Genomic DNA, 24,076 nt, shown 5'->3' with positions numbered 1-24,076 from the left:
CAAACATACAAAAAGCACGGAGGCTATCAACCTCCGTGCTTCTATTTCTTCTTATCATTCTTCTGCTGACTTAGTTTCATATGGAGTCTGGTCAAACGGATCGATACCGCGATATTGAACGTCGCCAACACCGCAAGCACGATCGTTGTTGCGTTCCAGATCGTTTCCACCGCGGCCTGGGATGCGATGTAGGTGAACGCAATCCCCATGCCGAAGTAAAGGAACGCCATGAACAAAGGTGATGTTCTCATATTATAAAAATCCTCCAATAAAGATGGTCTCCAGTTGTTCCTGCATGCGTCTGATCTGTTCTTCATCCACGAAGTACTGTGTCACGACAACGAACGAGTTCATTGCCATATGCGCCACGATTGGTGTAATAATCGAACGAGTTTTGACGTATAGGAAGGCGAAGACGACGCCCATGGAGAAGTACACTAGCATATGGGTGAAATCGAAGTGGAACGCACCGAATACGAGAGCGGACACGATGACTGCTACCCAGAAGTTCGTCTTCTTATAAATACTGCCGAAGATGATCTTACGGAAAATGATCTCTTCCGTGATCGGCGCGAAGACAACGGGTAATAGGATGAACAGCGGTGATTCACGCGCGATGCGCATCAAGTCCATCGTGTTCTCCGACCCCATCGGTACGCCGAGTAGGTTCGTTTCGATGGCAGCGGCGATTCCTTGGGCGAACAAGGCTAGGAATACACCGGCGATCGACCAGAGTATAATCGCACCGACACTGGAACGCTCATCCCGGTACTCGAGCTGTTTCATTTCATTTTTCAAAAAGTAGAGAATGAGGATCGTCGCAATGGTGAAGCTGATCACGGACCAAACCGCAATCGCATCGTTCTGACCAAGTCCTCCAAGCATTAACATCGGGTAGCCGATGATGCCGGAGAGTTGGGCAACGATGTAGGTGATGATAATGTACCAATAACGTCTGGGCATGCTACATAACTCCTTTTATTTAAAGAACGGGATATCGTTATTTATTCATACTTCCTGTATTTTATCACAGTTTCCGACCCACCATCACGGAATAGGGTTGGGGCGGTTTTTTTGTCGAAAAAAAGTGTGAGAAATTGTGTAGTTATGACTTGAAAATGGACAGCGAATTCATTATGATAAGAATTGTGTTAGCACTCTCATACAACGAGTGCTAATAACCGACAAAAATTTGAATGAACCTTATCAAGGAGGGTGCTCGAATTGTTAAAGCCACTTGGTGATCGTATTGTTATTGAACTAATCGAAGAAGAGCAAACAACTGCAAGCGGAATCGTACTTCCAGACTCTGCGAAGGAAAAGCCGCAAGAAGGTAAAGTTGTAGCTGTAGGTACAGGCCGCATTACAGATAACGGTGAAAAAGTTGCGCTAGAAGTCGCTCAAGGCGACCGCGTGATTTACTCTAAATTCGCAGGTACAGAAGTGAAGTATGAAGGAACTGAATACTTGATTATCCGCGAATCCGACGTACTTGCCGTTGTTCAGTAATCCTGGACAACCTTTACTTAGATACGATATTTAATGAGGAGGGCATTATAAATGGCTAAAGAAATTAAATTTAGTGAAGACGCACGCCGCTCCATGCTGCGTGGTGTAGATACATTAGCTGATGCTGTAAAAGTAACACTAGGACCAAAAGGACGTAACGTCGTTCTAGATAAGAAATTCGGTTCTCCACTGATTACAAATGACGGTGTCACAATCGCGAAAGAAATCGAACTGCAAGACCACTTCGAAAACATGGGTGCACAACTTGTTTCAGAAGTTGCGTCTAAGACAAACGACGTTGCCGGTGACGGTACAACAACTGCAACGGTTCTAGCGCAAGCGATGATCCGCGAAGGTCTTAAGAACGTAACATCTGGTGCGAACCCAGTTGGTATCCGTCGTGGTATCGAGCAAGCAACAGCGGTTGCAACAGAAGAACTACGCAAAATCTCTAAGCCTATCGAAGGCCGCGACTCGATCGCACAAGTTGCAAGCATCTCTGCTGCGGACAACGAAGTCGGCCAGCTGATCGCGGAGGCAATGGAGCGCGTTGGTAACGACGGCGTTATCACAATCGAAGAGTCTAAAGGATTCAACACAGAACTAGAAGTCGTGGAAGGTATGCAATTCGACCGCGGTTATGCTTCACCTTACATGGTTACTGACCAAGATAAGATGGAAGCGGTTCTTGAAGATCCGTACATCCTGATCACAGACAAGAAGATCAACAACATCCAAGAAGTTCTTCCTGTCCTTGAGCAAGTCGTACAACAGTCTAAGCCACTTCTATTGATCTCTGAAGACGTAGAAGGCGAAGCACTAGCGACACTTGTTGTGAACAAACTACGCGGTACATTCAACGCTGTATCCGTAAAAGCACCAGGCTTCGGTGACCGCCGTAAAGCAATGCTAGAAGACATTGCGACGCTTACAGGTGGTACAGTTATCACAGAAGACCTAGGTCTTGATCTGAAGAATACAACAATCGACCAGCTTGGACGCGCGTCTAAAGCAGTCATTACGAAAGACAATACAACAGTCGTCGAAGGTAACGGTAACCCAGAGCAAATCGCTTCCCGCGTCGCTCAAATCCGTGCCCAAGCAGAAGAATCCACTTCTGAATTCGACAAAGAAAAACTACAAGAACGCCTTGCAAAACTTTCTGGCGGTGTCGCTGTCATCAAAGTCGGCGCAGCAACAGAAACAGAATTGAAAGAACGTAAACTACGCATCGAAGACGCCCTGAACTCTACTAGAGCAGCAGTAGAAGAAGGAATCGTAGCCGGTGGTGGTACAGCGCTAGTAAACATCATCAACTCTGTACAAAGCCTTGATCTATCAGACGACGAAGCAACTGGTGCCGCAATCGTGCTCCGCGCACTAGAAGAGCCAGTACGCCAAATCGTCCACAACGCAGGCCTAGAAGGATCCATCATCGTCGAGCGCCTTAAAGGCGAAGAAGTCGGCGTCGGATTCAACGCCGCAACAGGCGAATGGGTTAACATGGTCGAACAAGGTATCGTAGACCCAACCAAAGTAACACGTTCCGCACTACAAAACGCAGCATCTGTAGCAGCTATGTTCTTGACTACGGAAGCGGTTGTAGCGGATCACCCTGAAGAAGATAATTCTGGCGGCGGTATGCCAGATATGGGTGGCATGGGCGGAATGGGCGGCATGATGTAATTCATTCCCCAGATCTATAAAGAGGTGGCGAGCAATTGCTCGTCATCTTTTTTGTTTTCACAAAAAATTATTTGACTGTCTTCAGCTATCATTTTAACTTCTTAGATGAAACACTCGATTTGGGATACTTAGAGCCTTGTTTATCCAATAATATTTTAAGTGGATTAATGGAGTTATTTAGTATTGAAAATTCCAGCTAGGTGTACGGTGGATTGGAACCTTATTAGTAATAAAATGTGCAAAGAATTTCATAAAAGTTTATAATATGCAGAGGGTGATGTATATGCAATTGGATATTTATAATGTTCTTTTTAAGAATTACAGAGGAGCAATTATAGATGAGGGAGAACAATACCGATATTCTTTATGGCGCGTGTGGGATGAAAATTTACCTAGAGTTTTATTTGTAATGCTTAATCCCAGTACTGCGGATGGCCAAGAGGACGATCCAACACTACGCAGGTGCATGAACTTTGCCTGTAAGTGGGGGTATGGTTCCTTGGAGGTAGTTAATCTGTTCGCCTACAGAACGCCAAATCCTAAAATGCTGAAGGGTATAACAAATCCTATCGGAGATAAAAATGATGAATATATTAAAGAAGCGTTAGAACGGTCGGAGAGAGTAATTTTGGCATGGGGAACTAAAGGAAGTTTGTTTAATCGAGACAAAGAGGTATTGAAACTACTTAAGAACCAATCGAATAAACCATTATATACTTTGGAACTTACCAAAAGTGGTTTTCCTCGTCATCCACTTTATGTTAAATCTAATATTACGCCTATTCGGTTTTAAAAGACTAAATTATTCTATCTGAATAATTTAGTCTTTTTTCTTAGTGTAATTTAAATTTCTGACACGTGGATATTCTTACCTATCATATTCATGTATAATAGAATTATATTCCAAATATGGAGGTTGTGTTAATGGGAGGGAAATGGATTACAATTGAGGGAATTGGAGGAGCAGGTAAAACGACACAGGTGCAAATGTTAGAAGAGTATTTATCAAGTAGTAAAGGACTTAAAGTAAGCCTTACAAAAGAACCTGGAGGAACAAAATTGGGGGCAGAGTTAAGGGGAATTCTTGTGAAAGATTTAGAAGTAAAACCTGAATATTTATCTGAGCTTTTATTGTTTGAAGCTGATAGGCATGAAACTATAAAAAAAGTAGTAGAGCCGAATATTGCCCAAGGAAATCTTGTCATAAGTGATAGGGGAATAGATGGTTCGATAGCCTATCAAGGGTTTGGGAGAGGCTTGCCTCTACCTTTGATTAATATTCTAACTGTTTTAGCTACAGAAAATAGACAGCCAGATTTAACTATACTTATAGATATAGATCCCATAATTGCTAAAGAAAGGATTACTAAGAGGTGGGCGGATGATATTGACAAATTTGACCTTGAAGAGCATAAATTTCAGGAGAGTGCTCGTCAAGGGTTTTTATATTCTGCAAGCTTAAGCACTAATAGAGTTAAAATAGTTGATGGATCAAATTCAACTGATGAAATCCATCAAGATATATTAAAAATTATAGAAGATATTATTTAAATCACCTTGGGAAGAGGATGAAATTAAATGAAGGAAGGTTTAATGCAGAAAATAGCAAATTACCTAGAAGATTGGTGTGGTGATAGTGCTGAAAGAATAATGACTGAAGTTAATGCATTTGGGGATACTGAAGTGGACTCAATCTTTTTCTTAGAGATTATTGGACCTCTTGAAGATGAATTGGGGGTAACAGTAAAGGTTAAAGATATTCATAGTAATGTGAAATCTTCTTTTAAAGAGTTCTGTGAACTAATGGATAAACTATTGAAGGAGAAGGGAGATGATTTGAATTGAGTATAGGTGAAAGGTTGAGAGACGCTAGGGAATATTTAGGGATCAGCATTGAAACAGTTTCTGATAATTTAAATATACCTATAAAGTCACTAAGTGGCTTTGAATGTGATAAGCAAGTACCAGATGAAGAAAAATTGGGTATGTTGGCGCAGTTATATAAACATCCAAGAGCCTTTTTTTTACAAGGGGATGAGGTCTTTAATACTAATTTCGAAGTGGGGATATTAGCCAGAACAACTGCAGAACTAACTCAACAAGACAAAAAACAATTAATTAGGTTTTCCGGTGTTCTTTCAATAATGAAAGAAGGAGAGAAGTAAATGGGTATTTCAAAGAGTGAAGCAGTAAAGATTGCAACGATAGAAGCAAGTAGAATCTTATCTAAGCACAAGCTAACTTTTGAAGAGCCAATTGATATATTCAGTATAATAGAAAACAAAAAAATATTATTGAATTTTCAGAAACTAGACAGCTTAGCTGGAGCTTTTCTTCCTGAAACCCCTGATAGGAAACCTGGTGTTTTAATAAATAAAGAATTACCACTAACTAGGCAGAGGTACACTGCTGCTCATGAGCTTTGCCATTTTATAAGGAATGATCCCCCAAGTATAGATACTTCCTCAGATTTGTTTAATGTTGACAGTTACAAAAGAGAAGACAATGAACAAATCGCCAATGAATTTGCTTCCAGTATTCTAATGCCAAGAAAATTAATAAATAATGTACTTAAGAGAATTGCTATAAATCCTGATCAGTTAAATTCAAATTCAGTTTACGAACTTTCTTTAAGAATGGACACAAGTTATCAAGCAACAGTTAATAGGCTTGCCTCACTAAAATTTATTACTCGATCTAAATATAAAGAATTACTTAGTGTAAGTCCATCAGAAATCAAGAAATTCCATGGTAATAAAGGTTTACAAACTAGTTGGAATAATATCTGGAACATATCAGAAAGGGAGAATAATACTACGGTATACCCAACCATAGGTGACGAGATAAGAGTTCATCTAGAAGAAAACCCAAGCACAGGTTATAAATGGACAAACATCCCTGAATCAAAAAACATATCTAATTATTGGAACTCTGAAAATGCAGACCTCAGCCAGTTTGGGGTAACTGGAGTACGCAGGATTGTTATTAAAATATTAAACGAAGAAGATAAAATTAATTTAGATTTATCCCATAGACGACCTTGGATGCCAAAATCTGAATCTCTAGGGTATTTTCACTTGAACATTATTACTCAAGTCAAAAGATATGGAATAAGTATAGAGCAACTGACAGCATAAAGGGGTTCGTTATGACGAAAAAATACAATTTTAAAATTGATTTACGAGGAAATTTTACAGAGGTAAGAGATCAAGGGAGTCGGGGGACATGTACTGCATTTGCAGTAACTGGATGCCATGAGCAACACAGGGATTCTCTAGAGAAACTTTCTGAAGAATTTCTATTTTCATGTGCTAAACATGTGCATGGTAGTAATGATAATAGCGGGGTCAGTATTCCAAGTGCTTTCCAATCCATAAAAACGTGGGGGCAGACTACAAATACTTTATTACCTTATGATGCTTATGCACAAAAACCTATGAAATTAAGTAGTATAGAGCCTATTATTCTAAAAGATGCATCTAATAGAAAGATATGTAACTATGATTCTATTAGACCTGATGTAAGTGAGATAGAGTTGCATTTAGGAAAAGAAAGAGCTGTAATTACTGGTGTATCAGTTCAGCCCACTTTTTGGATGGCGAACGAGGCCAATGATTATCTTATAGATGTACCACAAGCTGATTCTATGGAAGGTTTACATGCAGTGTTAATTGTGGGTTATGGTGAGAAAAACGATGGTAAAAAGTTCTTTATTATAAGGAATAGCTGGGGATCAAGTTGGGGGGATGATGGTTATGCCTATCTATCCTATGAATATTTTATGAAATATAATCTTGGAGCTTGGTTTTTACCTAAGGGGGCATAATCTTGAATACTATAATTAATGGTGTATGTGTATCCGATGCTTGGAAGAAAGCAATTAATCATTTGGTTGCAAACGATAAAGAAGATTATAACTTAGTAGTCGAGGTAGAGAATCCAACTTCAGATGATGTTCACACCCGTAATAACTTTAATAAGTTACTTTATAGTATGGGCGATCAAACTGTAGAGACAGTTTCTAACACAATATTCCCTTTAGGGATGTATGAAAAGAGTCAGGATAGGCATAACTTTTACGAAAGATTTTCAAGAGTTTATCCAATTTTAAGGAAAGTTCCGGAAAATAACAAAGGTACATATTTTGGAAGATTAATAGAATGGGATTATGCAAGCAATAAATCCTTTAATCAAGTTGAACATACTATTTTCAAACTAGCACGAGAGAAACAAAATGGTAGAGGTATAAGAGTAATGTACGAAATGTCAATATATGATCCAGAGCTTGACTGTAATAATCAGATGGGTTTTCCTTGTATGAGCTTCATAAGTATAAAGGTTAGAGAAAATCTAATTGATTTAACTGCTATATATAGGAACCAGTACTTTGTACAAAAAGCATATGGAAATTACTTGGGTCTTGGACGATTGTTAGGTTTTATAGCAAGGGAGTCAGGATACGGTATAGGCAAACTCACATGTATTGCAACGCATGCAGCATTAGGCCCAATAAAACCGAAATCTAACTACGATAAAATGATGAGCATTTGTAATAATCAAGAACAAGTGGAATTAGATTTTGATGTATAAGGATTTTACAAGGGAAAGTGTTTTTTTAAATAATTCTTGGATAAATATAGTGATTAAACGTTTTACTGAATGTGATCTTCATTTATTAAATAAACAGGAGCTATTATTGTGGAACAACCAAAAAAGACACTTTAGAAATGGTGAAGATTGGGTTGTAGGGAGGGTAACGGCAAAGTATGCAATAGGGAAATGTCTAGATATAAATGCTGATGACATTATTCAAATAGAAATTCATAATGACAAGAATGGTGTGCCATATTCTTCTGGAGGCAAACAAAATAATATTGCCTTTTCAATATCTCACTGCGATTCTATAGGTTTTTCTTGTAGTAGTCGAGGAGTCCCCGGGATTGGATGTGATATTGAGAAGATAAGAAGTAGACACCCTAATTTCGCAAAATACTACTTACTTGAGAGAGAAAAAGAATCATGGTTTAAGTCTTTATCCCATGAAGATAAAGATACAATCTTAACAGTAGCCTGGGCATGTAAAGAAGCGAGCTATAAGTCATTGTCAAAGAAGATTAACCAACCAGAAAACATTGAAAATATTAAGGTATTCCCATCCTCTAAAGGAAAAGAGTTTTATTATTACGCTGAGTGTGTACATGGGGTGGGGTACTGGGAGAAGTGTGGCAGGTACGTCTTATGTGTAGCACTTATCGGTGAGAATTAATTTTGAAAAGGGGGATTTTAATTGATAACGGTAGATGGAAGTAATTTTTCAATAGTTTATTACAAGTTGTTGCATCTAGCTACTAACTCCGAAGAAGGTATAACATCCTCAAGAAATGGTCTGGTCAAAGATTTAGGGACAGCTTTTTTCGAGATATCCCCCCAAGATGAATTTAGGATTCCGATATTGAGAGGGAGGGCTTTTAACCCTTTCTTTGCCTTGACGGAGTTTTCTTGGTTAATTGAAGGTTCTAATATGTTAGAACCGCTCAATTATTTTATCAGAAATTATTTCCAATACTCTGATGATGGAGAAACATTGAACGGAGCATATGGACATAGATTAAGGAAATTTCATGGAGTAGATCAAATTGACAAAGCTATTGAAAATCTAACCAAGTATAGTGACACAAGAAGAGTTGTTCTTTCAATGTGGAGTGCTAGTGATTTAGGGAGTCTCTCAAAAGATATACCCTGTAACATTTCAATAATGTTAAAAGTTAGAGATGATTCTTTAGATATGACTGTTGTTAATCGTTCAAATGATCTTTATCTTGGTGTCCCATACAATGTAGTTGTTTTTTACTTATTACAATGTTTTCTTGCTTCTAAAACAGGATTTAAAGTGGGCAAACAAAAACATTTTACTGATTCACTTCATTTATACACCAAACATTTTGATAAAGTACAAAGAATTGTAGATGAAAACAATATAAGCAGTATAAAAGATACAATCAATAAATATGACAAAGTAAAAACATCGACTTTTATTAATGTTGATCATCAGGAGGTACTTGATCGAAATTATGAGTCTTTAGCACCCCCCTATAAAGACTTGTTTGTTTCTTATCAAAAATTTAAAGAGGTAGGACTAAATGAAGAAGTAATGAATCTATTACCCAAAAACCTATTAGGGCATAGTGGATACTTGTGGTATTCGCACTTTTCAAATAGTAAAAGCTAGATTTGTTAAGAAGTAATTAGAGAATCTTTGTGTGAAAGAATAAGTGTTTGGTGTTTTCATCCGTTGCATCTCTACAAAGGAAACGAATGAGCTTACTCCTGTAGTAAAGGAGTAAGTTTTTTTCGTTTGATTTTATAATAATTAGTCTTAGCATACCAGAAAGGTAGAGGAAGTTTTGTGATAGAGAAGAGAGAAATATCATAATTAAATAGAGCAGCCAGAACGGTTTTCCAACCCATAAATAATTGAATATTACAAAAGTAAATCACTACGATGTACATTCTAACTCCACTATCTTGGGATGAAAGCGTATACATAGACGATTCTATAGGTGCTAGAATGAAATTGTGGAAGGGGGACAGACAGAGTGGAACTTAACGAAAGAAGCAATAAAATCCTTCATGAGCTAGTTGTTAATCCGAAGATTACGAGTACAACTCTAGAGAAGAAATATAATCTGACAAGGAGACAACTTGGATATAGTTTCAGCAAAATCAACAATTGGTTGGAGTCTCACAACCTTCCAGAAATCGAGCGGACGAGGCAGGGGCAGTTCATTATTGATCGAGCCATCTTTGCCCGAGTGAACGGCGAACAGAAGCCGACGTTCGAAACGACGGTGTTATCCGAAAGACAAAGAGTTCATTTAATTATACTGATGCTCTTAAGTAGAGAAGAATTGTCCTTGAATCACTTCACTTACGAGCTCGACTTTAGTAAAAATACGATTTTGAATGACCTGAAGCAGGTTCAGTCCTTCTTGGATCCCTATCGTGTGAGTATTAAATACACGAGGAAGACAGGTTATTTGTTGGAAGGTAAAGAGTTTCAAATTCGTCGCGTGCTGATTAAGGCGGTTTACGAATTGATGACGCATACCGGAGAAGGCAAAGTGAAAGAATTGGCTGCTCTATCCGCGGAACAATTAACTAGATTCAAGAAGCAAATCGGGCAACTGGAAGACGAACTGAACATTCAATTCACGGACGAGAAACTAGAAATCATGCCTTATATTTTGGCATTGATTCTACGGCGGATGGAGAGAGGTTTCGTCATTACGAACTTCCCGTTGAAGCATAAGGATGTCTCCAGCACCAAGGAATACGAGCTTGTCGGACAGGTTTTTGAATCGATCGAGATTCCGGAAGCGGAACGATTATTTATGACACTCCATCTATTGACGACAAACGTGTATCGATCGGAGGAGCTGACAGATGATGATGCGATGTCTGATTTGGTTCCAGTTATTGAACAAATGCTTCAACTGTTTGAGAAAAGTGCCTGCATCCATTTTCAAAATAGAGAGCATCTGGTGGATAAACTGTTTCAACATATTCGCCCTGCATACTACCGAATCAAGTATGGACTTACCGAGACACAGGTCATTCAAGATTCGATTGCGGATGAGCTGAAGGAAATCCACCATCTCGTCAAACGTTCGGTCGGACCATTAGAACGGTACATTGGTACAAAGATTCCGGACAACGAAGCCGCCTATGTGACGATGTTGATCGGTGGATGGATGACGAGACAGGGAGAAAGCATTGAGAAAAAGGTGAAAGCCATTGTGGTTTGTCCACAGGGGGTTTCGGTTTCCAGGTTGCTGTTTAATCAGCTGACCGAGCTGTTTCCAGAGTTCGTCTTCTTAGATTCTTTGTCCAAGCGAGAGTATATGGAATACGAATTGGATTGTGATTTAGTGTTCTCTACGATTCCTCTAGACGGAAAAGAAAATGAAAAAGTGATCGTATGCCAGGCCATCCTTAATCACGATGATCGCTTGCGCTTGAGGAAACAAGTGATGATGGAAGTTCAAGGTTATGTCCTAAACGACATTCACGTTGATCATCTAATGGATATCATTCGAAACTACACGACGATTCATGATGAAAGAGTGTTGGTGGAAGAGCTTAATTCTTATGTCCACAGTAATGAGGAATCTTCTATTAAACAAAGTGTAGAACGAAGAGCGCTTCACTTAGATCAGCTGATTCCCATCGACCATATCAAATTGAGAAGCTATGTACGCTCTTGGGAAGAGGCGGTCGAGATCGCTTCTGAACCACTGGTGGAGAAGGGATATGTGGAACAAAGGTATGTCGATACAATGGTGCATCATATGGAAAGAGATCCGTATATCATTATTGCACCTCATCTTGCCATCCCTCATGCAGCCCCTGAGGATGGAGTAAACAAAACGGGGATGAGTCTATTGAAAGTGGAACAGGGTGTTTCCTTTAATGAGGAAGAAACGGTCCACGTCATCGTCGTGATCGCTGCCGAGGATAAGAAGAAGCATATGAATGGATTGATGCAATTGATGAACTTAGCGGGGGAAGAACAAGACCGAAGCAGCCTCATTCAAGCGGAAGAGGCAGAGGATGTCCATCAGCTGATTCAAGCTTATTCTACCGAATGAAAAGGTAAAAATATTTAGTATAGCGTGGTGAATATGGTGAGCAATGTCTATTTTAATGAATCTGTCATTCTACTTAATATGGAGGCAGCTTCCAAAGAAGAAGTACTAGAAAAGATGGGAGACAATCTACTCTCTCAGAATTTAGTTAAAGAAAGCTTCATTCCCGCCCTCATTGCAAGGGAAGAAGAATATGCCACTGGTCTGCCGACTGCAGGAGTAGCTGTGGCGATTCCTCACACGGATGTGGAGCATGTGCAACGTAAAGCAATCAGTGTAGGCGTACTGAAAGAAGCGGTCGAGTTTGGCGTAATGGGTGATGATAAGGAAACGATTCCAGTCCGTATCGTCTTTCTACTAGCGATGGATGAAGCCCATTCGCAGCTAACCTTATTGCAACAGTTAATGGGAGTTTTTCAAACGGAAGAAACACTTATGTCTATTCTTAAAGAAGAAAATAAAACAAACATTAGAAGTCTATTAGAAGAGAAGCTGGACTTCGGTGTTCTTGAAGGAGAGAACTAATCATGGCAAAGAAACAAGTATTAGTAGCATGTGGAGCAGGGATCGCAACATCAACGGTCGTAAACGGAGCGATTGAAGAGATGGCAAAGGAAAACAACCTGAATGTTGATCTGGTACAAATCAAGATTGCAGAAGTCGGCGGATATGTAGATACAGCTGATTTGCTAGTGACAACAGCTATGACGCAGAAGGAATACCCATTCCCAGTCATTAACGCAAGATCTTTTCTTACCGGTATAGGAACGGATGCTACAAAACAAGAAATTTTGACAGCGCTTCAAAAATAATAACTCAAAAGGAGAGGGATTCATTATGGCAAAGAAACAAGTATTAGTAGCGTGTGGAGCAGGCATTGCAACATCAACGGTTGTGAACGGAGCGATTGAAGAGATGGTCAAAGAGAACAACCTAAACGTGGATCTAGTGCAAATCAAGATTGCAGAAGTCGGCGGATATGTAGATACGGCAGATTTGTTAGTGACAACGGCGATGACTCAGAAAGACTATCCGTTTCCAGTAATCAATGCCAGAACATTCTTGACTGGAATTGGGACAGAAGAAACTAAAAAAGAAATTCTACAGGAACTTAAAAAGTAAAATTACGCACGTTGTAACCTGTTAGAACTAGGGAGGAGTAAACATGCAGGGTTTCGTCAATATCGTACAAGGATTTTTAGACCTAGGGGCAACGGTCATATTGCCTGTCGCTATCTTCTTATTAGGCTTGCTATTCGGGCAGAAACCAGGGAAAGCCTTCCGGTCCGGACTGACTATCGGAGTAGCATTTGTGGGGATCTTCTTAGTTGTTGATTTGCTAGTCAATAACTTAGGACCAGCTGCACAAGGAATGGTAGATCGTTTAGGCGTAGAACTGAACGTCATTGATGTTGGGTGGCCAGCATCCTCATCGATCGCCTGGGCGTCTGTTGTTGCAGCATTCATCATCCCACTCGGTCTTGTAGTCAATGTCATCATGCTTGTGACGAAGACGACCAAGACGATGAACGTTGATATTTGGAATTTCTGGCACTATACATTCATGGCTGCGATGATTTACGCAGTTTCCGGCAGTATCGTTCAAGGTTTGATTGCTGCGGTCATTTTCCAAGTGGTCTGTCTTAAAGTAGCAGACTGGACCGCACCGATGGTCAGTAAGTTCTATGATCTTCCGGGTGTTTCTATAGCTACAGGAAGTACCATTTCGTATGCACCGGGTATCTTCTTAGTTCAGTTGTTAAACAAAATTCCTGTCATTAAGGATTGGAATGCGGATCCAGAGACAATCCAGAAACGGTTCGGTATTTTCGGGGAATCGATTTTCATCGGATTGTTCTTAGGAGCAGCGATTGGAATCCTCGCTGGTTACAGTGCAGGGGAAGTCATTGAAATAGGAATGGCCATGGCGGCCGTTATGGTACTGATGCCTAGAATGGTGAAGATTCTGATGGAAGGGCTCATGCCAGTTTCTGAGTCTGCACGTGAATGGTTATCTAAACGCTTCGGCGATCGGGAGATTTATATCGGATTAGACGCAGCGGTTGCTTTAGGACACCCTGCTGTTATCTCTACAGCGCTGATTCTAGTACCGGTTACTGTTGTTTTAGCCGTCATTTTACCAGGGAATGCGCTTCTTCCGTTTGGTGACTTAGCCACTATACCATTCGTAGTCGCCTTCATTGTTGGAGCCGCGAGAGGTAATATCGTCCACTCCGTCATTGTCGGAACGGTGATGATCGCTTTATCTCTTTATATGGCGACAGACGTTGCGCCTTTATTTACAGAAATGGCTGTAAATGCTGACTTCGAAATGCCAGAAGGATCAGCAAAAATCTCGAGTATCGACCAAGGCGGTAACTTAGTCAATTGGATCATCTACAAAGTATTTAGCTTGTTCAATTAACTGGAGGGATAAGGTTGAAAGCACTTGTGAAGACAGAGCTTGGATTCGGGAATTTAGAAATCCAAGATAAACAGGAGCCGGAAGTGGGCAATGGTCAGGTGAAGATTGAAGTGAAATATACTGGGGTTTGTGGATCCGATATTCACACCTATGAAGGCCACTATAAAGTGAAAGTTCCAGTAACGCTTGGTCATGAATTTTCAGGAGTCGTTGTTGATGTTGGAGAGGACGTTACGGAAATCAAGATTGGAGATCGAGTGACTTCGGAAACAACCTTTTACGTATGTGGTGAATGCGAATATTGTAAAAATGGGGACTTTAACCTCTGCAATTATCGAAAAGGGCTGGGAACGCAGCAAGATGGTGGTTTTGCCAAGTATCTCATTGCTAGGAAGGAAAGCGTTCATCACCTTCCACCAGAAGTAGATTACCGTTCTGGCGCGATGACAGAGCCGCTTGCATGCACGCATCATGCTGTTGAAAAAACAGTCATTAACGAAGGGGATCTAGTAGTCGTCATTGGTCCAGGTCCTATAGGATTATTTACGGCTCAAGTTGCCAAAAGCAAAGGCGCAAAAGTTATTATTGCTGGCTTGTCCCACGACCAAGTTCGATTGAGCAAAGCAGAGGAGCTTGGAATCGACTACGCCCTCGATATACAGAAACAGGACCTTCAGGAATTCGTTAACGGACTTACGGATGGATACGGAGCGGATGTTGTCTATGAATGTTCCGGGGCTGTGCCAGCGGCGAGCCTAGCCTTGAATCTACTGAGGAAGAAAGGGCAATACGGGCAAGTAGGTATATTCGCAAAGCCGGAGATCGAATTCAACCTAGAGAAGATCATCCAAAAAGAAATTCTAGTCGTCGGAAGTAGAAGTCAAAAAGCTGCTGATTGGGAGCCTAGTCTCCATTTGATGAACAGCGGTCGAGTGAACGCTCGATCACTTGTGACCCATGAATTCCCGATTACAGAATGGGATCAGGCTTATCAAGCGATCAAGAGCGGGGAAGCGATCAAAGTTTTATTGACTCCGGTAGATGAATAGAAAAGGAAATGAGGGTTTTACATGGTAGATGCATTTCTTGAGTTTATGCTAGGACCGATGCGATCAATAGGGGATGTCTATTTTGACAACCAAATGATTTTCAATCCTTTGATCGTGGGTTTTGCTTGCTGGAAATTGATGAAAAAGAGATCTTCTCCCCATTCCGGAACGACGGAAGAAACGGAAAATGTATAGAAGATAGAAGGTGAGATACATGAAGACATTGAATCTTTATGGAACCCAGGACTTACGATACGAAGAAAAGCCTAATCCTGTGTTAACGGAGGAAGATGAAGTTGTCATTAAAGTGAAGGCCGTAGGTATTTGTGGATCGGATGTTTCCCGCTATAAGAAGCTTGGACCTTATGTAGAAGGGATGACCTTTGGCCATGAGTTCTCGGGTGAGGTAGTAGAGACAGGCTCGAAGGTAGATCGGATTAAAGTGGGAGATCGAGTCGCTGGATGCCCGACTTTCTACTGCGGGGAATGTCATAGCTGCTTGAAGGGGAACTTATCGCAATGTGAAAAGTTGACGCTCATCGGCGCTCGTCACCCCGGTGCCTATGCTGAATTTGTCACGCTTCCCGCGTCTCATGTTCTGCAACTTCCCGATAATGTCGATTATGAATCGGCAGCCATGGTGGAACCTTCCTCTGTAGTCGCGCACGGATTTTATCGAACAAGTATCCAGCCAGGATCCACTGTCGCCATTATGGGCTGTGGCAGCATTGGGTTACTTGCGGTACAGTGGGCTAAAATCTTCGGAGCGAAGCAAGTCATAGCGATTGATATTGATGACAAGAAACTAGAAATAGCGAAAGAAGTAGGAGCGGATGTGTTGGTCAACCCAACTGTTCATACACCGCATAACCGAGTAGCGGAAGTGACAGATCAGTTAGGAGTCGACTTAGCGGTCGAATGTGCCGGCTCCCCAATCACCTCAGAACAAGTACTTGCCCTTCCGAAAAAGGGAGGGGAGGTTCTCTATATGGGAATCCCCTATGCCAATATAGAATTAGACCGATTTTACTTTGAGAGAATCGTCCGTAATGAACTGAAAGTGATCGGTTCCTGGAATGCGATATCCGCACCATTTCCAGGCAAGGAATGGGAAGCAACGCTCCACTATATGAGTAACGGGCAATTAAACATTCAACCGTTAATCTCTCATCGGTTATCACTGAAAGACGGACCGGCTACGTTTGAGAGTCTGAACAACCGTGATGGTTCTTTTGTTAAGGTTATGTTTTACCCGCATTATGCTATTTAATGAAAAAAAGACCGCTGCTGGCGGTCTTTTTTGCGTTTTATATCATTCCCATTTAAACGTTCTACTCGCTATAAAGAAAGCAACAACTAACCAGGCTGCTAACGTAAGCCAGTGGTGCCAAAGATCGAAGAAAGGTATACCGACATTCATCGTTTCCCGAAGAGCTGTACTCAAATGGGAAATCGGCAGAATGTGCACAATCGGCTGGAGATATTCCGGCATGCTGTTGATGGGGAAGAAGACTCCACCTAAGAATAGCATCGGGAAGGAAGCGAAGCCTGCAATCGGGCCTGCACTTTCCGGGTTTTTCGCGAGACCGGCGATAATGAAGCCGATCGCCATGAAGGCGAGTGTTCCGAGTACGACGAAGGTGAGCAGGGCAAGCCATGAACCATTCACCTGCACTTGGAATAGTAAACTTGCGACAATCAGTACAAGTATTGCTTGTAAGGCGTTTAATATCACCCTGGCGGTTATTTGTCCTGCGATAAACGTGGACGCCTTGAGACGGGTTCCTTGCATACGGCGCAGGATTCCGCGCTCTCGCCAGGCAGAAATTTGTCCGGCTACTCCGTTCATGTTGTTATTCATGATCATCATCGCGACGATACCGGGAACTAGAAAGTCAATGTAGCCAAGATCGAGGGCGCGTACGCCTTCCGCCTCGACGGCTACGGCCGGGGAGTAGTCCTCGATATTTTTACTGACTTGATCGACGGCTGCATTAACGACGGTCAACCCTAGCTCAGAAGCCGTGGCATCCGTTTCGTTGTAATAAACGGGTAGATCAAATGCTTCGCTTTCATCTGTATGGGATTGTAATTGTTCCCCGTAACCTTCGGGGATTTCCATGACGACTTGATAGTCACTTTCTTTCAGTTCATCTAACGCTTCGTCTACATCCGTGCGTTTATCCAGTTGTATGGATTCATTGTTTTCAAATGTGGAGAGAAGCTGTTTGGATTCTTGTGATCCATCCTGGTCGACGACGGCCATCGTAATACTCGTCCCCCCGCTGTTTCCAAGAAACGAGCCAAGTGTAAGCATAAGAATAATAGGAAAGAGCAACGTGAAGAAAAGCACCTGGCGATTGCGGGCAAAAATTCTTAACTGAGCTAAGGTTAGTTGCCAATAAGCTTTCATTCTCTTAAACTCCTTCCGGTCATATGTATAAAGACATCCTCGAGTGTAGCTGTTCTAGTCTGTAAATCTTGTAGACTAAGGTTATTTTCTTTGGAGTGTTGAATCAAATCAATCAGCGTCAGTTGGAGGTCGTCGGTGTAAATGACATAGGCGTCCTCTCGGTTCGTAACTTGAGTGACGCGTTGTAAGTGATGGAGAAAGGTATCGTCTTCACCAATAGGAAGCGTGAATTCGATGGCGCTGTCGGAATGTAGCTCTTTTACTAATTTGGACGGAGTATCTAAGGCAATCAATTCCCCTTGGTCCATAATTCCAATGCGATCGCACAATACGTGCGCCTCGTCCATGTAATGGGTAGAAAGAACAATGGTTTTCCCCTTGGATTTCAGCGTTTCGATGATATCCCAAAGTGTTCTTCTCGCTTGAGGATCGAGTCCAGTCGTTGGTTCATCGAGAAAGATGATGTCAGGATCATGAATTATGGCTAAGGCAATGGCAAGACGTTGCTTTTGACCTCCTGATAGCCCTTTGATGCGATCCTTTTTCTTTTCCGTTAAAAGCATGTCATCAATTAATTCTGGAATCGAGACGTGGCTTGGATAGAAACTCGCGTACATTTGCATAATCTCTTGAACGGTCAGCAATTCAAATAGAGAAGTAGATTGTAGTTGAATGCCTATAACTTCTTTCACTTTGTCGATTTGTTTACGAATATCATAGCCTGATAGAGTAGCTGTGCCGCTATCTGGCTTGCGGAGCCCGACAAGCATTTCAATCGTGGTAGTCTTGCCAGCCCCGTTCGGTCCTAGTAAACCAAATACTTCGCCAGCGTTCACCTTGAATTCAACGCCATTGACAGCCGTCATATTCCCGTATTTTTTCACTAATCCTTCTACGTGAATCATTGTATTTGTCATCATTTCAACTCCATTCCTCTTTAATATACCATGAATTGATTTGTCACTATTCCCTCTGGTGAGAAAAAACTCCTATATATAGAGAGGGATGCATCTATGTATAAATACCTGCAACGCTGTGGCAGGTATTTACTCTATTTATTGAATCACCACATAAGGCCTCATCATCTCATAATCCTCATGTTCTAAAATATGACAATGCCACACAAACAACCCCGGATAAGGACCAAACGGAACAATAATCCGCGTCACCTCACCAGACCTTGCACGCACCGTATCCTTCCATCCTCTTTCATTCAACTCCGGAAGTACCCGATCCCCCGTGGCAACCAATCTACCTTCCTTGTCAAAAATATCCCGGTCGAATGGCTGACGGTCGAGAATTTGGAAGCGGACCAGATGCAGGTGGATCGGATGTGTTGCTTCCGTGACATTGACGATGTTCCAAATCTCCGTTTGCCCGAGCTTTGGTGCCTCCGTAACGGGATCTGACCACAGGCGGTCATCTAACAAGTGGATGTTGCGGCCGTAGGAATCTTCTCGCATGTTGAGTCGTAATGTTCGGGTTCGCTGATAGTTTGACAGTTTCGGGATAACGGACAGATGAGTTGGTATGGAACTCAAGTCTGGGCAGCTGAGTGGTTTCGATACACGGAATTGCATGACGCTCCCCGTCGTTTCAGGATCCGGTTTTTCGCCTTGCGTTACGAACTCGTTTTGCATTACGATCGATTGTCCGTAACAGTTGGAAAAGTCGATGATCACATCCGCCCGTTCTGCCGGTGCAAGGACTAGGGAAGGAACGCGGATAGGCATTTCGAGTAATCCTTGGTCAGTGCCGATTTGGATGAAAGGTGTGCTATTGGACAGCGAGAATTGGTAGAAGCGGCTGTTGGAACCGTTCAGGATGCGGAAGCGGTATCGTCTCGGTTCTACGTTGAAATAGGGCCACACTTTTCCATTGACGAGAATGGTGTCTCCGAAGAACTCTGGTACGACGGAGGGGTGGGGAGCGGTTGCTGGTTGGTCTGGTTCTGACGGATAGAAAAGGCTGCCGTCTTCACGAAAGGAACGATCCTGAATAATCAACGGGATGTCATATGGCTCGCTTGGCAAGTTCAAGTGTGCTTCTTCTTTGTCATGGATGACGTACATGCCGGCAAGCCCGGCGTAAATGTTGAGTCGGGTGATGCCCATCGCATGGTCGTGGTACCACAAGTTGGTCGCTGGCTGGTGATTCGGGTACGTGTACAGCTTATTGGTAAAGTGGGGGCCGACTTGTTGAAAGTCGCGGGTGAACCAGGCTTCTGGATAGCCGTCACTCGTATCTGGCGTCACCCCTCCGTGGAGGTGCACGACGGTCCGCACTTCCGGATTGCTTTTTTCAGCGCCATGAACCGTTGTATCGATCGGGAGAAAATGATGCTCAGGTAGCTCGTTTTTCCATAGTACGTGGACGGGCTGATGGCGTTGCACGTGAAACGTCGGGCCAGGATAGTTTCCGTTATAGCCCCAGATCTTCGTCTGTGGGAGGTCTCGATGCAGCTTCTGAAAGGTTTCCTGCATCGTCACTTCGTAGAATGGCGTATTCTGCATGAGACACGTCGGGTGGATGGTTTCCATGAACGGAAGCGGGTCTACGAACTTCTTCAGCATATCGATCGCTCCTTATATGGGTGGTCTTAATTTAGCTTATTGAAAGCGAAGTAGTATTAGCCCTCTTTTGAACGACCTAAGACTTTTTACCTTCCTTTAACCATGTAAAGCGAAACAACGAGAGGTAAGTCTGAGACCTTAGAAGGAATAAGGGTTATACATACTTTTTCAGGTTTAGCTCACAAAGAAAAAAGGTAAAATTTTTCCACAATAACAACTTAGATGGGTGGGATGATTTCATGACACAAAAAGCTCAAATACCAACAGTATCCATCGTGGGTTTGCTAGCGTTGACGATAATCTTCGGGTGGTTTCGATATGGCTATGGTTTACTGTTCAGTGAATTCAAGAATGCGTTTGGTCTTTCCACCTCTTTGTTAGGGGTGATCTCCAGTCTTACATTCGTGACCTTCTTGGCCGGGGCGTTGATTGTGGTGCTTTTCGTAGTGAAGTTCGGGGCACGGCATGTGATTTTGGCTGGGATTATGACTGCTTCGACGGGATTGTTGATCGCCTCTCTTACGGATAACTGGATGATCTTCGCTGCCGCTTGTTTACTGGCTGGGTTCAGCCCTGGTTTGACATGGTCCTCTTTCTCCCAATGTGTGAACGAGCACTGCTCTATCAATATTCAGAAGAGGTCGCTTGCTGTTATCAGTACTGGATCTACGGTAGGATTGATTGTTATTTCCCTTATCTACTTATTCCTGGACGGGAATTGGCGATTGATTTGGGGCGGTGGAGCGGTTGCCGGATACCTCATTTATTGGTGGGCGTATAAGACGATTCCTTATAAAAGCGAGACACCAAGTGCCAAGAGAATCAGGTTTGCTGACTTGAAGCCTTTACTGACAAGTGATAAAAAGCCATTCTATGCTTCGGCCTTTTTATTCGGGTTCACCGAATCGACGTACTGGACCTATTCGGCAGACTTTGTGCAGGGGAATTTTTCAATGGCCAATTCGAATGCAATCTTCTTCCTGATTACAGGGATAGGAGGTCTTGCTGGATTGCTCGGAGGAGAGTTGATCAGTAAATGGGGGATGAGGTTCACGTTTTCTCTCACAATTATTCTTTATTCTTTAAGCATGTCTGTCTTGTTCTTGTCTCAAGGGTGGTTACTTGTCTGTTTCTCAGGACTAACGTTTGGTATCTCCTTCATGCTGTACGCCGCTTATTTGCCGATCTGGAGTTCGAAAGTCTTTCCCAAATTCCCCGCTCAAGGGTTCGGCATCTGTATCATCGTGTTGAATATCGGCGCGATTCTCGGACCGGCGGTGTTTGGGTGGATTCTTGCGTATTCCGCTTATAGTTTGATCTTCTTATTGTTAGGGATTGTCGGCTTGTTGAAAGTATTTATGTTGCCTGTCGTCCAGGAAGAGTTTTAGGAAGCCATGTGAAAAGGTTGAATATCGCCTGTCTCTAATTTTTAGGGACAGGCATTTTCTTATCATTTCCTGTGGCAACTTTTGCAGATATTAAGTAGAATGAGAATCGCCTGCATAAATGTGCTTATGAATAGACTTCCATAATGAATGAGGTTAAAATCTTAGTTTAATAGTCGAAAAAGAAGAAGGTGTTTCATCATTTTACATAATCCAAAAGGGAAAGAGAGAATAGGTCTTGCGTTTCTACTGGGGATGCTTGGGATTCTAGGGCCACTCAACATCGATATGTATCTCCCCAGCTTCCCTGGAATCGCAGCCGATTTAAATACGAATGCGTCGCTAGTACAACTTAGTTTGACCACCTGTCTGATCGGACTTGCCGTCGGTCAAATGGTCGTCGGGCCGATCAGTGATTCGCAAGGGAGGAAGAAGCCATTAATTATCTTCCTGGCCCTCTTCGCGGTGGCGTCCTTTATTTGTGCACTGGCGCCGAATATTTATGTGCTCGTCATCGCACGTTTTATCCAAGGATTCACGGCTTCTGCCGGTGTTGTCCTCTCCAAGGCGGTCGTACGAGACGTATTTACGGGAAGATCATTGACGAAGTTCTTCGCCTTACTCATGGTCATCAATGCGACGGCCCCGATGATTGCGCCAATTACAGGTGGAGCGATTTTGCTATTACCGTTCGCCACATGGGAGACGATCTTCCTCTTCTTAAGTATCGTAGGGGTAGCCATCGTGTTAACCGTGGCAGGAAAATTACCAGAGACACTCCCGGTAGAAAACAGGATTCCAAGCTCCGTGAAGGAATCGGTCCTGACGATTGGTCGTCTGGTAAAAGACAGGTCGTTCATCGGCTATGCCTTAACGATCGGGTTTGTCCACGGCGGTAGTTTCGCTTATGTATCCGGTACGCCGTTCGTTTATCAGGGGATTTACGGTGTATCCCCTCAGGCATTCAGTTTCTTGTTCGGGGTTAACGGTCTCGCGATTATTACGGGGAGTTTCCTAGTAGGTCGCCTTGGAGGTATTTTTCACGAACGAAGCTTGCTCCGGGCCGCTGTAGTGATTGCGGTTAGTGCGACCGGTTTTCTACTCGTGATGACCATTGTCGAAGGACCACTGTACTCGATTGTTGTTCCGATCTTCATCTACATGACAGCGATGGGGATGGTGCTTACGAGTACGTTCACCTTGGCGATGGAACATCAAGGTCACAGAGCAGGAAGTGCCAGCGCCGTGCTTGGCATGCTGCCTCTATTGTTCGGAGCGATTGTCTCGCCACTGGTCGGGCTTGATGAGACGACAGCTGTCCCAATGGGAACCATTCTGTTTACGACGGCGTCGATTGGTGCTACGTTATTCTTCACGTTGACGAAGAAAGATGCAGGAAAAGCGTATGCCTCATAAAATAAAAGCTCTGCTCGTCCGGTTGGATGGAGTAGGGCTTTTATTATGGATGGAATGTAAGCTACAATTTATTAGAATGAAGTAAAAAGCAATTATAGATTTATAGATATTTTTAGCGAACTAGGAGGGAAACCATGACCCACATCATATTAGATGTAGACGATACACTTTATAATCAGTTGACCCCTTTCCAAAAAGCATACCAAGAACTCTTTGGTCATCTGGACATACCAGTCGATGAATTGTTTGTAAAAAGCAGGGTATACAGCGAAGAGGTTTTCGATTTAGTCAGCGAAGGCAAAATGGATAAACACGACATGCATATTTACCGAATCAGCAAAGCCTTCGCTGGCTTTGATGTTGAGATTTCTCGGGAGGAAGCGGCACAATTCCAAGCGTTATATGCCAAGCATCAAAAGGAGATCGAGTTGGATCCTGAGATGGAAGAACTGCTTAACGAGGCAAAAGCTCAAGGTTTGCAGATTGGAATCATCACGAATGGACCTGGGGAGCACCAGGCGAATAAAATTAAGCAATTGCAAATGAGAGACTGGGTGGACGAAAATCATATGTTCATCTCTGGAAAAATGGGGATTGCTAAGCCGAGTACGGAACTATTTCGGATAGTAGAGGACAAGATGGGAATCGATCCGGAGCACACCTATTACATCGGAGACTCGTACGAAAATGATGTGGTAGGCGCGAAGAAGGCAGGCTGGAACGCTGTATGGGTGAATAGGAGAAACCATACTATATCTTCAGACGAGGAACATCAGCCGGATTATATTATAGATGATGAGTCGAGTCCGATTAATGTATTGAAGCGGATCTTGTCTCGCTTTTGAACTAATTAAATAAGCATAAGAAAAGAGGCAATTTGAGAATTGCCTCTTTTCTTATGCTTATTATCTCATTCAAACAATTATTTGAATGAAAACCGTTGACCTTTTTGGTGCAGCGTCATACACTATATTC

Annotated in this window: 26 protein-coding genes; 21 read left to right on the top strand and 5 right to left on the bottom strand. The window is 42.4% G+C overall.

Annotation, left to right across the window (positions count from 1 at the left end; translation table 11 throughout):
- Window positions 1-41: 41 nt before the first annotated feature.
- Complete coding sequence (locus E4663_RS16965; protein ID WP_079478504.1) at window positions 42-251, bottom strand: YdiK family protein; 210 nt, start codon at window positions 249-251, stop codon at window positions 42-44.
- Window position 252: 1 nt separating this feature from the next.
- The gene (locus E4663_RS16960; protein ID WP_135328512.1) at window positions 253-963 is read right to left on the bottom strand and encodes a CPBP family intramembrane glutamic endopeptidase; all 711 of its coding nucleotides are present in this window, start codon (window positions 961-963) and stop codon (window positions 253-255) included.
- 261 nt (window positions 964-1,224) lie between these two features.
- Here E4663_RS16960 and groES point away from each other — a divergent pair, with 261 nt between their 5' ends.
- The 18 genes from groES to E4663_RS16870 all read left to right on the top strand — a co-directional run bounded on the left by groES (window position 1,225) and on the right by E4663_RS16870 (window position 16,584).
- The gene (gene groES / locus E4663_RS16955; protein WP_079478506.1) at window positions 1,225-1,509 is read left to right on the top strand and encodes a co-chaperone GroES; all 285 of its coding nucleotides are present in this window, start codon (window positions 1,225-1,227) and stop codon (window positions 1,507-1,509) included.
- Between the two features lie 51 nt (window positions 1,510-1,560).
- Window positions 1,561-3,195, top strand: coding sequence for a chaperonin GroEL (gene groL / locus E4663_RS16950; RefSeq protein ID WP_079478507.1), 1,635 nt, complete (start codon window positions 1,561-1,563; stop codon window positions 3,193-3,195).
- 283 nt (window positions 3,196-3,478) lie between these two features.
- Window positions 3,479-3,988, top strand: coding sequence for a DUF1643 domain-containing protein (locus tag E4663_RS16945; RefSeq protein ID WP_135328511.1), 510 nt, complete (start codon window positions 3,479-3,481; stop codon window positions 3,986-3,988).
- A 131-nt stretch (window positions 3,989-4,119) separates the two neighbouring features.
- Window positions 4,120-4,746: a dTMP kinase gene (gene tmk, locus E4663_RS16940; RefSeq protein ID WP_135328510.1), complete on the top strand. Its 627-nt coding sequence runs from the start codon at window positions 4,120-4,122 to the stop codon at window positions 4,744-4,746.
- Between the two features lie 27 nt (window positions 4,747-4,773).
- Window positions 4,774-5,040: an acyl carrier protein gene (locus E4663_RS16935; RefSeq protein WP_135328509.1), complete on the top strand. Its 267-nt coding sequence runs from the start codon at window positions 4,774-4,776 to the stop codon at window positions 5,038-5,040.
- Window positions 5,037-5,360 carry a helix-turn-helix domain-containing protein gene (locus tag E4663_RS16930; RefSeq protein WP_135328508.1) on the top strand — a complete coding sequence of 108 codons (324 nt, stop codon included), beginning with the start codon at window positions 5,037-5,039 and terminating at the stop codon, window positions 5,358-5,360. Before E4663_RS16935 ends, E4663_RS16930 begins: the two co-directional genes overlap by 4 nt.
- Window positions 5,361-6,332, top strand: a complete 972-nt coding sequence (locus tag E4663_RS16925; protein ID WP_135328507.1) for an ImmA/IrrE family metallo-endopeptidase — start codon at window positions 5,361-5,363, stop codon at window positions 6,330-6,332.
- Window positions 6,333-6,343: 11 nt separating this feature from the next.
- Window positions 6,344-7,021, top strand: coding sequence for a C1 family peptidase (locus E4663_RS16920; protein ID WP_135328506.1), 678 nt, complete (start codon window positions 6,344-6,346; stop codon window positions 7,019-7,021).
- Between the two features lie 2 nt (window positions 7,022-7,023).
- On the top strand, window positions 7,024-7,785 hold the full coding sequence (locus E4663_RS16915; protein WP_135328505.1) for a thymidylate synthase family protein: 762 nt from the start codon (window positions 7,024-7,026) through the stop codon (window positions 7,783-7,785).
- A gap of 49 nt (window positions 7,786-7,834) precedes the next feature.
- Window positions 7,835-8,461, top strand: coding sequence for a 4'-phosphopantetheinyl transferase family protein (locus tag E4663_RS16910; RefSeq protein ID WP_158290531.1), 627 nt, complete (start codon window positions 7,835-7,837; stop codon window positions 8,459-8,461).
- Between the two features lie 21 nt (window positions 8,462-8,482).
- On the top strand, window positions 8,483-9,424 hold the full coding sequence (locus E4663_RS16905) for a thymidylate synthase (protein ID WP_135328503.1): 942 nt from the start codon (window positions 8,483-8,485) through the stop codon (window positions 9,422-9,424).
- A gap of 367 nt (window positions 9,425-9,791) precedes the next feature.
- Complete coding sequence (locus tag E4663_RS16900) at window positions 9,792-11,843, top strand: BglG family transcription antiterminator (RefSeq protein WP_135328502.1); 2,052 nt, start codon at window positions 9,792-9,794, stop codon at window positions 11,841-11,843.
- Window positions 11,844-11,876: 33 nt separating this feature from the next.
- The gene (locus E4663_RS16895) at window positions 11,877-12,365 is read left to right on the top strand and encodes a PTS sugar transporter subunit IIA (RefSeq protein WP_421803897.1); all 489 of its coding nucleotides are present in this window, start codon (window positions 11,877-11,879) and stop codon (window positions 12,363-12,365) included.
- Window positions 12,366-12,367: 2 nt separating this feature from the next.
- Window positions 12,368-12,652, top strand: a complete 285-nt coding sequence (locus tag E4663_RS16890) for a PTS sugar transporter subunit IIB (RefSeq protein ID WP_079478515.1) — start codon at window positions 12,368-12,370, stop codon at window positions 12,650-12,652.
- 25 nt (window positions 12,653-12,677) lie between these two features.
- Window positions 12,678-12,962: a PTS sugar transporter subunit IIB gene (locus E4663_RS16885; protein WP_079478516.1), complete on the top strand. Its 285-nt coding sequence runs from the start codon at window positions 12,678-12,680 to the stop codon at window positions 12,960-12,962.
- Window positions 12,963-13,005: 43 nt separating this feature from the next.
- Window positions 13,006-14,265, top strand: a complete 1,260-nt coding sequence (locus tag E4663_RS16880; protein WP_135328501.1) for a galactitol-specific PTS transporter subunit IIC — start codon at window positions 13,006-13,008, stop codon at window positions 14,263-14,265.
- 14 nt (window positions 14,266-14,279) lie between these two features.
- Window positions 14,280-15,314, top strand: coding sequence for a zinc-binding dehydrogenase (locus tag E4663_RS16875; protein WP_135328500.1), 1,035 nt, complete (start codon window positions 14,280-14,282; stop codon window positions 15,312-15,314).
- A 214-nt stretch (window positions 15,315-15,528) separates the two neighbouring features.
- Window positions 15,529-16,584, top strand: a complete 1,056-nt coding sequence (locus E4663_RS16870) for a galactitol-1-phosphate 5-dehydrogenase (protein WP_135328499.1) — start codon at window positions 15,529-15,531, stop codon at window positions 16,582-16,584.
- A gap of 42 nt (window positions 16,585-16,626) precedes the next feature.
- Here E4663_RS16870 and E4663_RS16865 read toward each other — a convergent pair whose 3' ends face one another.
- From E4663_RS16865 to E4663_RS16855, 3 genes are all read right to left on the bottom strand, one after another.
- Window positions 16,627-17,727 carry an ABC transporter permease gene (locus tag E4663_RS16865; RefSeq protein ID WP_135328498.1) on the bottom strand — a complete coding sequence of 367 codons (1,101 nt, stop codon included), beginning with the start codon at window positions 17,725-17,727 and terminating at the stop codon, window positions 16,627-16,629.
- Window positions 17,724-18,644, bottom strand: a complete 921-nt coding sequence (locus tag E4663_RS16860; RefSeq protein WP_135328497.1) for an ABC transporter ATP-binding protein — start codon at window positions 18,642-18,644, stop codon at window positions 17,724-17,726. The genes E4663_RS16865 and E4663_RS16860 overlap by 4 nt, the downstream gene beginning before the upstream one ends.
- A 138-nt stretch (window positions 18,645-18,782) precedes the next feature.
- Window positions 18,783-20,300: a multicopper oxidase family protein gene (locus E4663_RS16855; RefSeq protein ID WP_135328496.1), complete on the bottom strand. Its 1,518-nt coding sequence runs from the start codon at window positions 20,298-20,300 to the stop codon at window positions 18,783-18,785.
- Window positions 20,301-20,539: 239 nt separating this feature from the next.
- On the opposite strand from E4663_RS16855, the gene E4663_RS16850 reads away from it, so the two are divergent.
- The 3 genes from E4663_RS16850 to E4663_RS16840 all read left to right on the top strand — a co-directional run bounded on the left by E4663_RS16850 (window position 20,540) and on the right by E4663_RS16840 (window position 23,946).
- Window positions 20,540-21,688 (top strand): MFS transporter, encoded by a 1,149-nt coding sequence (locus E4663_RS16850; RefSeq protein WP_135328495.1) that lies wholly within the window; start codon window positions 20,540-20,542, stop codon window positions 21,686-21,688.
- Window positions 21,689-21,886: 198 nt separating this feature from the next.
- Complete coding sequence (locus E4663_RS16845; RefSeq protein ID WP_135328494.1) at window positions 21,887-23,101, top strand: Bcr/CflA family efflux MFS transporter; 1,215 nt, start codon at window positions 21,887-21,889, stop codon at window positions 23,099-23,101.
- A 134-nt stretch (window positions 23,102-23,235) separates the two neighbouring features.
- Window positions 23,236-23,946: an HAD family hydrolase gene (locus E4663_RS16840; protein WP_135328493.1), complete on the top strand. Its 711-nt coding sequence runs from the start codon at window positions 23,236-23,238 to the stop codon at window positions 23,944-23,946.
- The last annotated feature ends 130 nt before the right edge of the window (window positions 23,947-24,076 follow it).

Origin of the sequence: Halobacillus salinus (assembly GCF_004684905.1) — a bacterium.
In the GTDB taxonomy this organism is placed as follows: domain Bacteria; phylum Bacillota; class Bacilli; order Bacillales; family Halobacillaceae; genus Halobacillus; species Halobacillus salinus.
The sequence above is the reverse complement of the archived record's forward strand: the minus strand, read 5'-3'. Positions and strand labels throughout refer to the sequence as shown.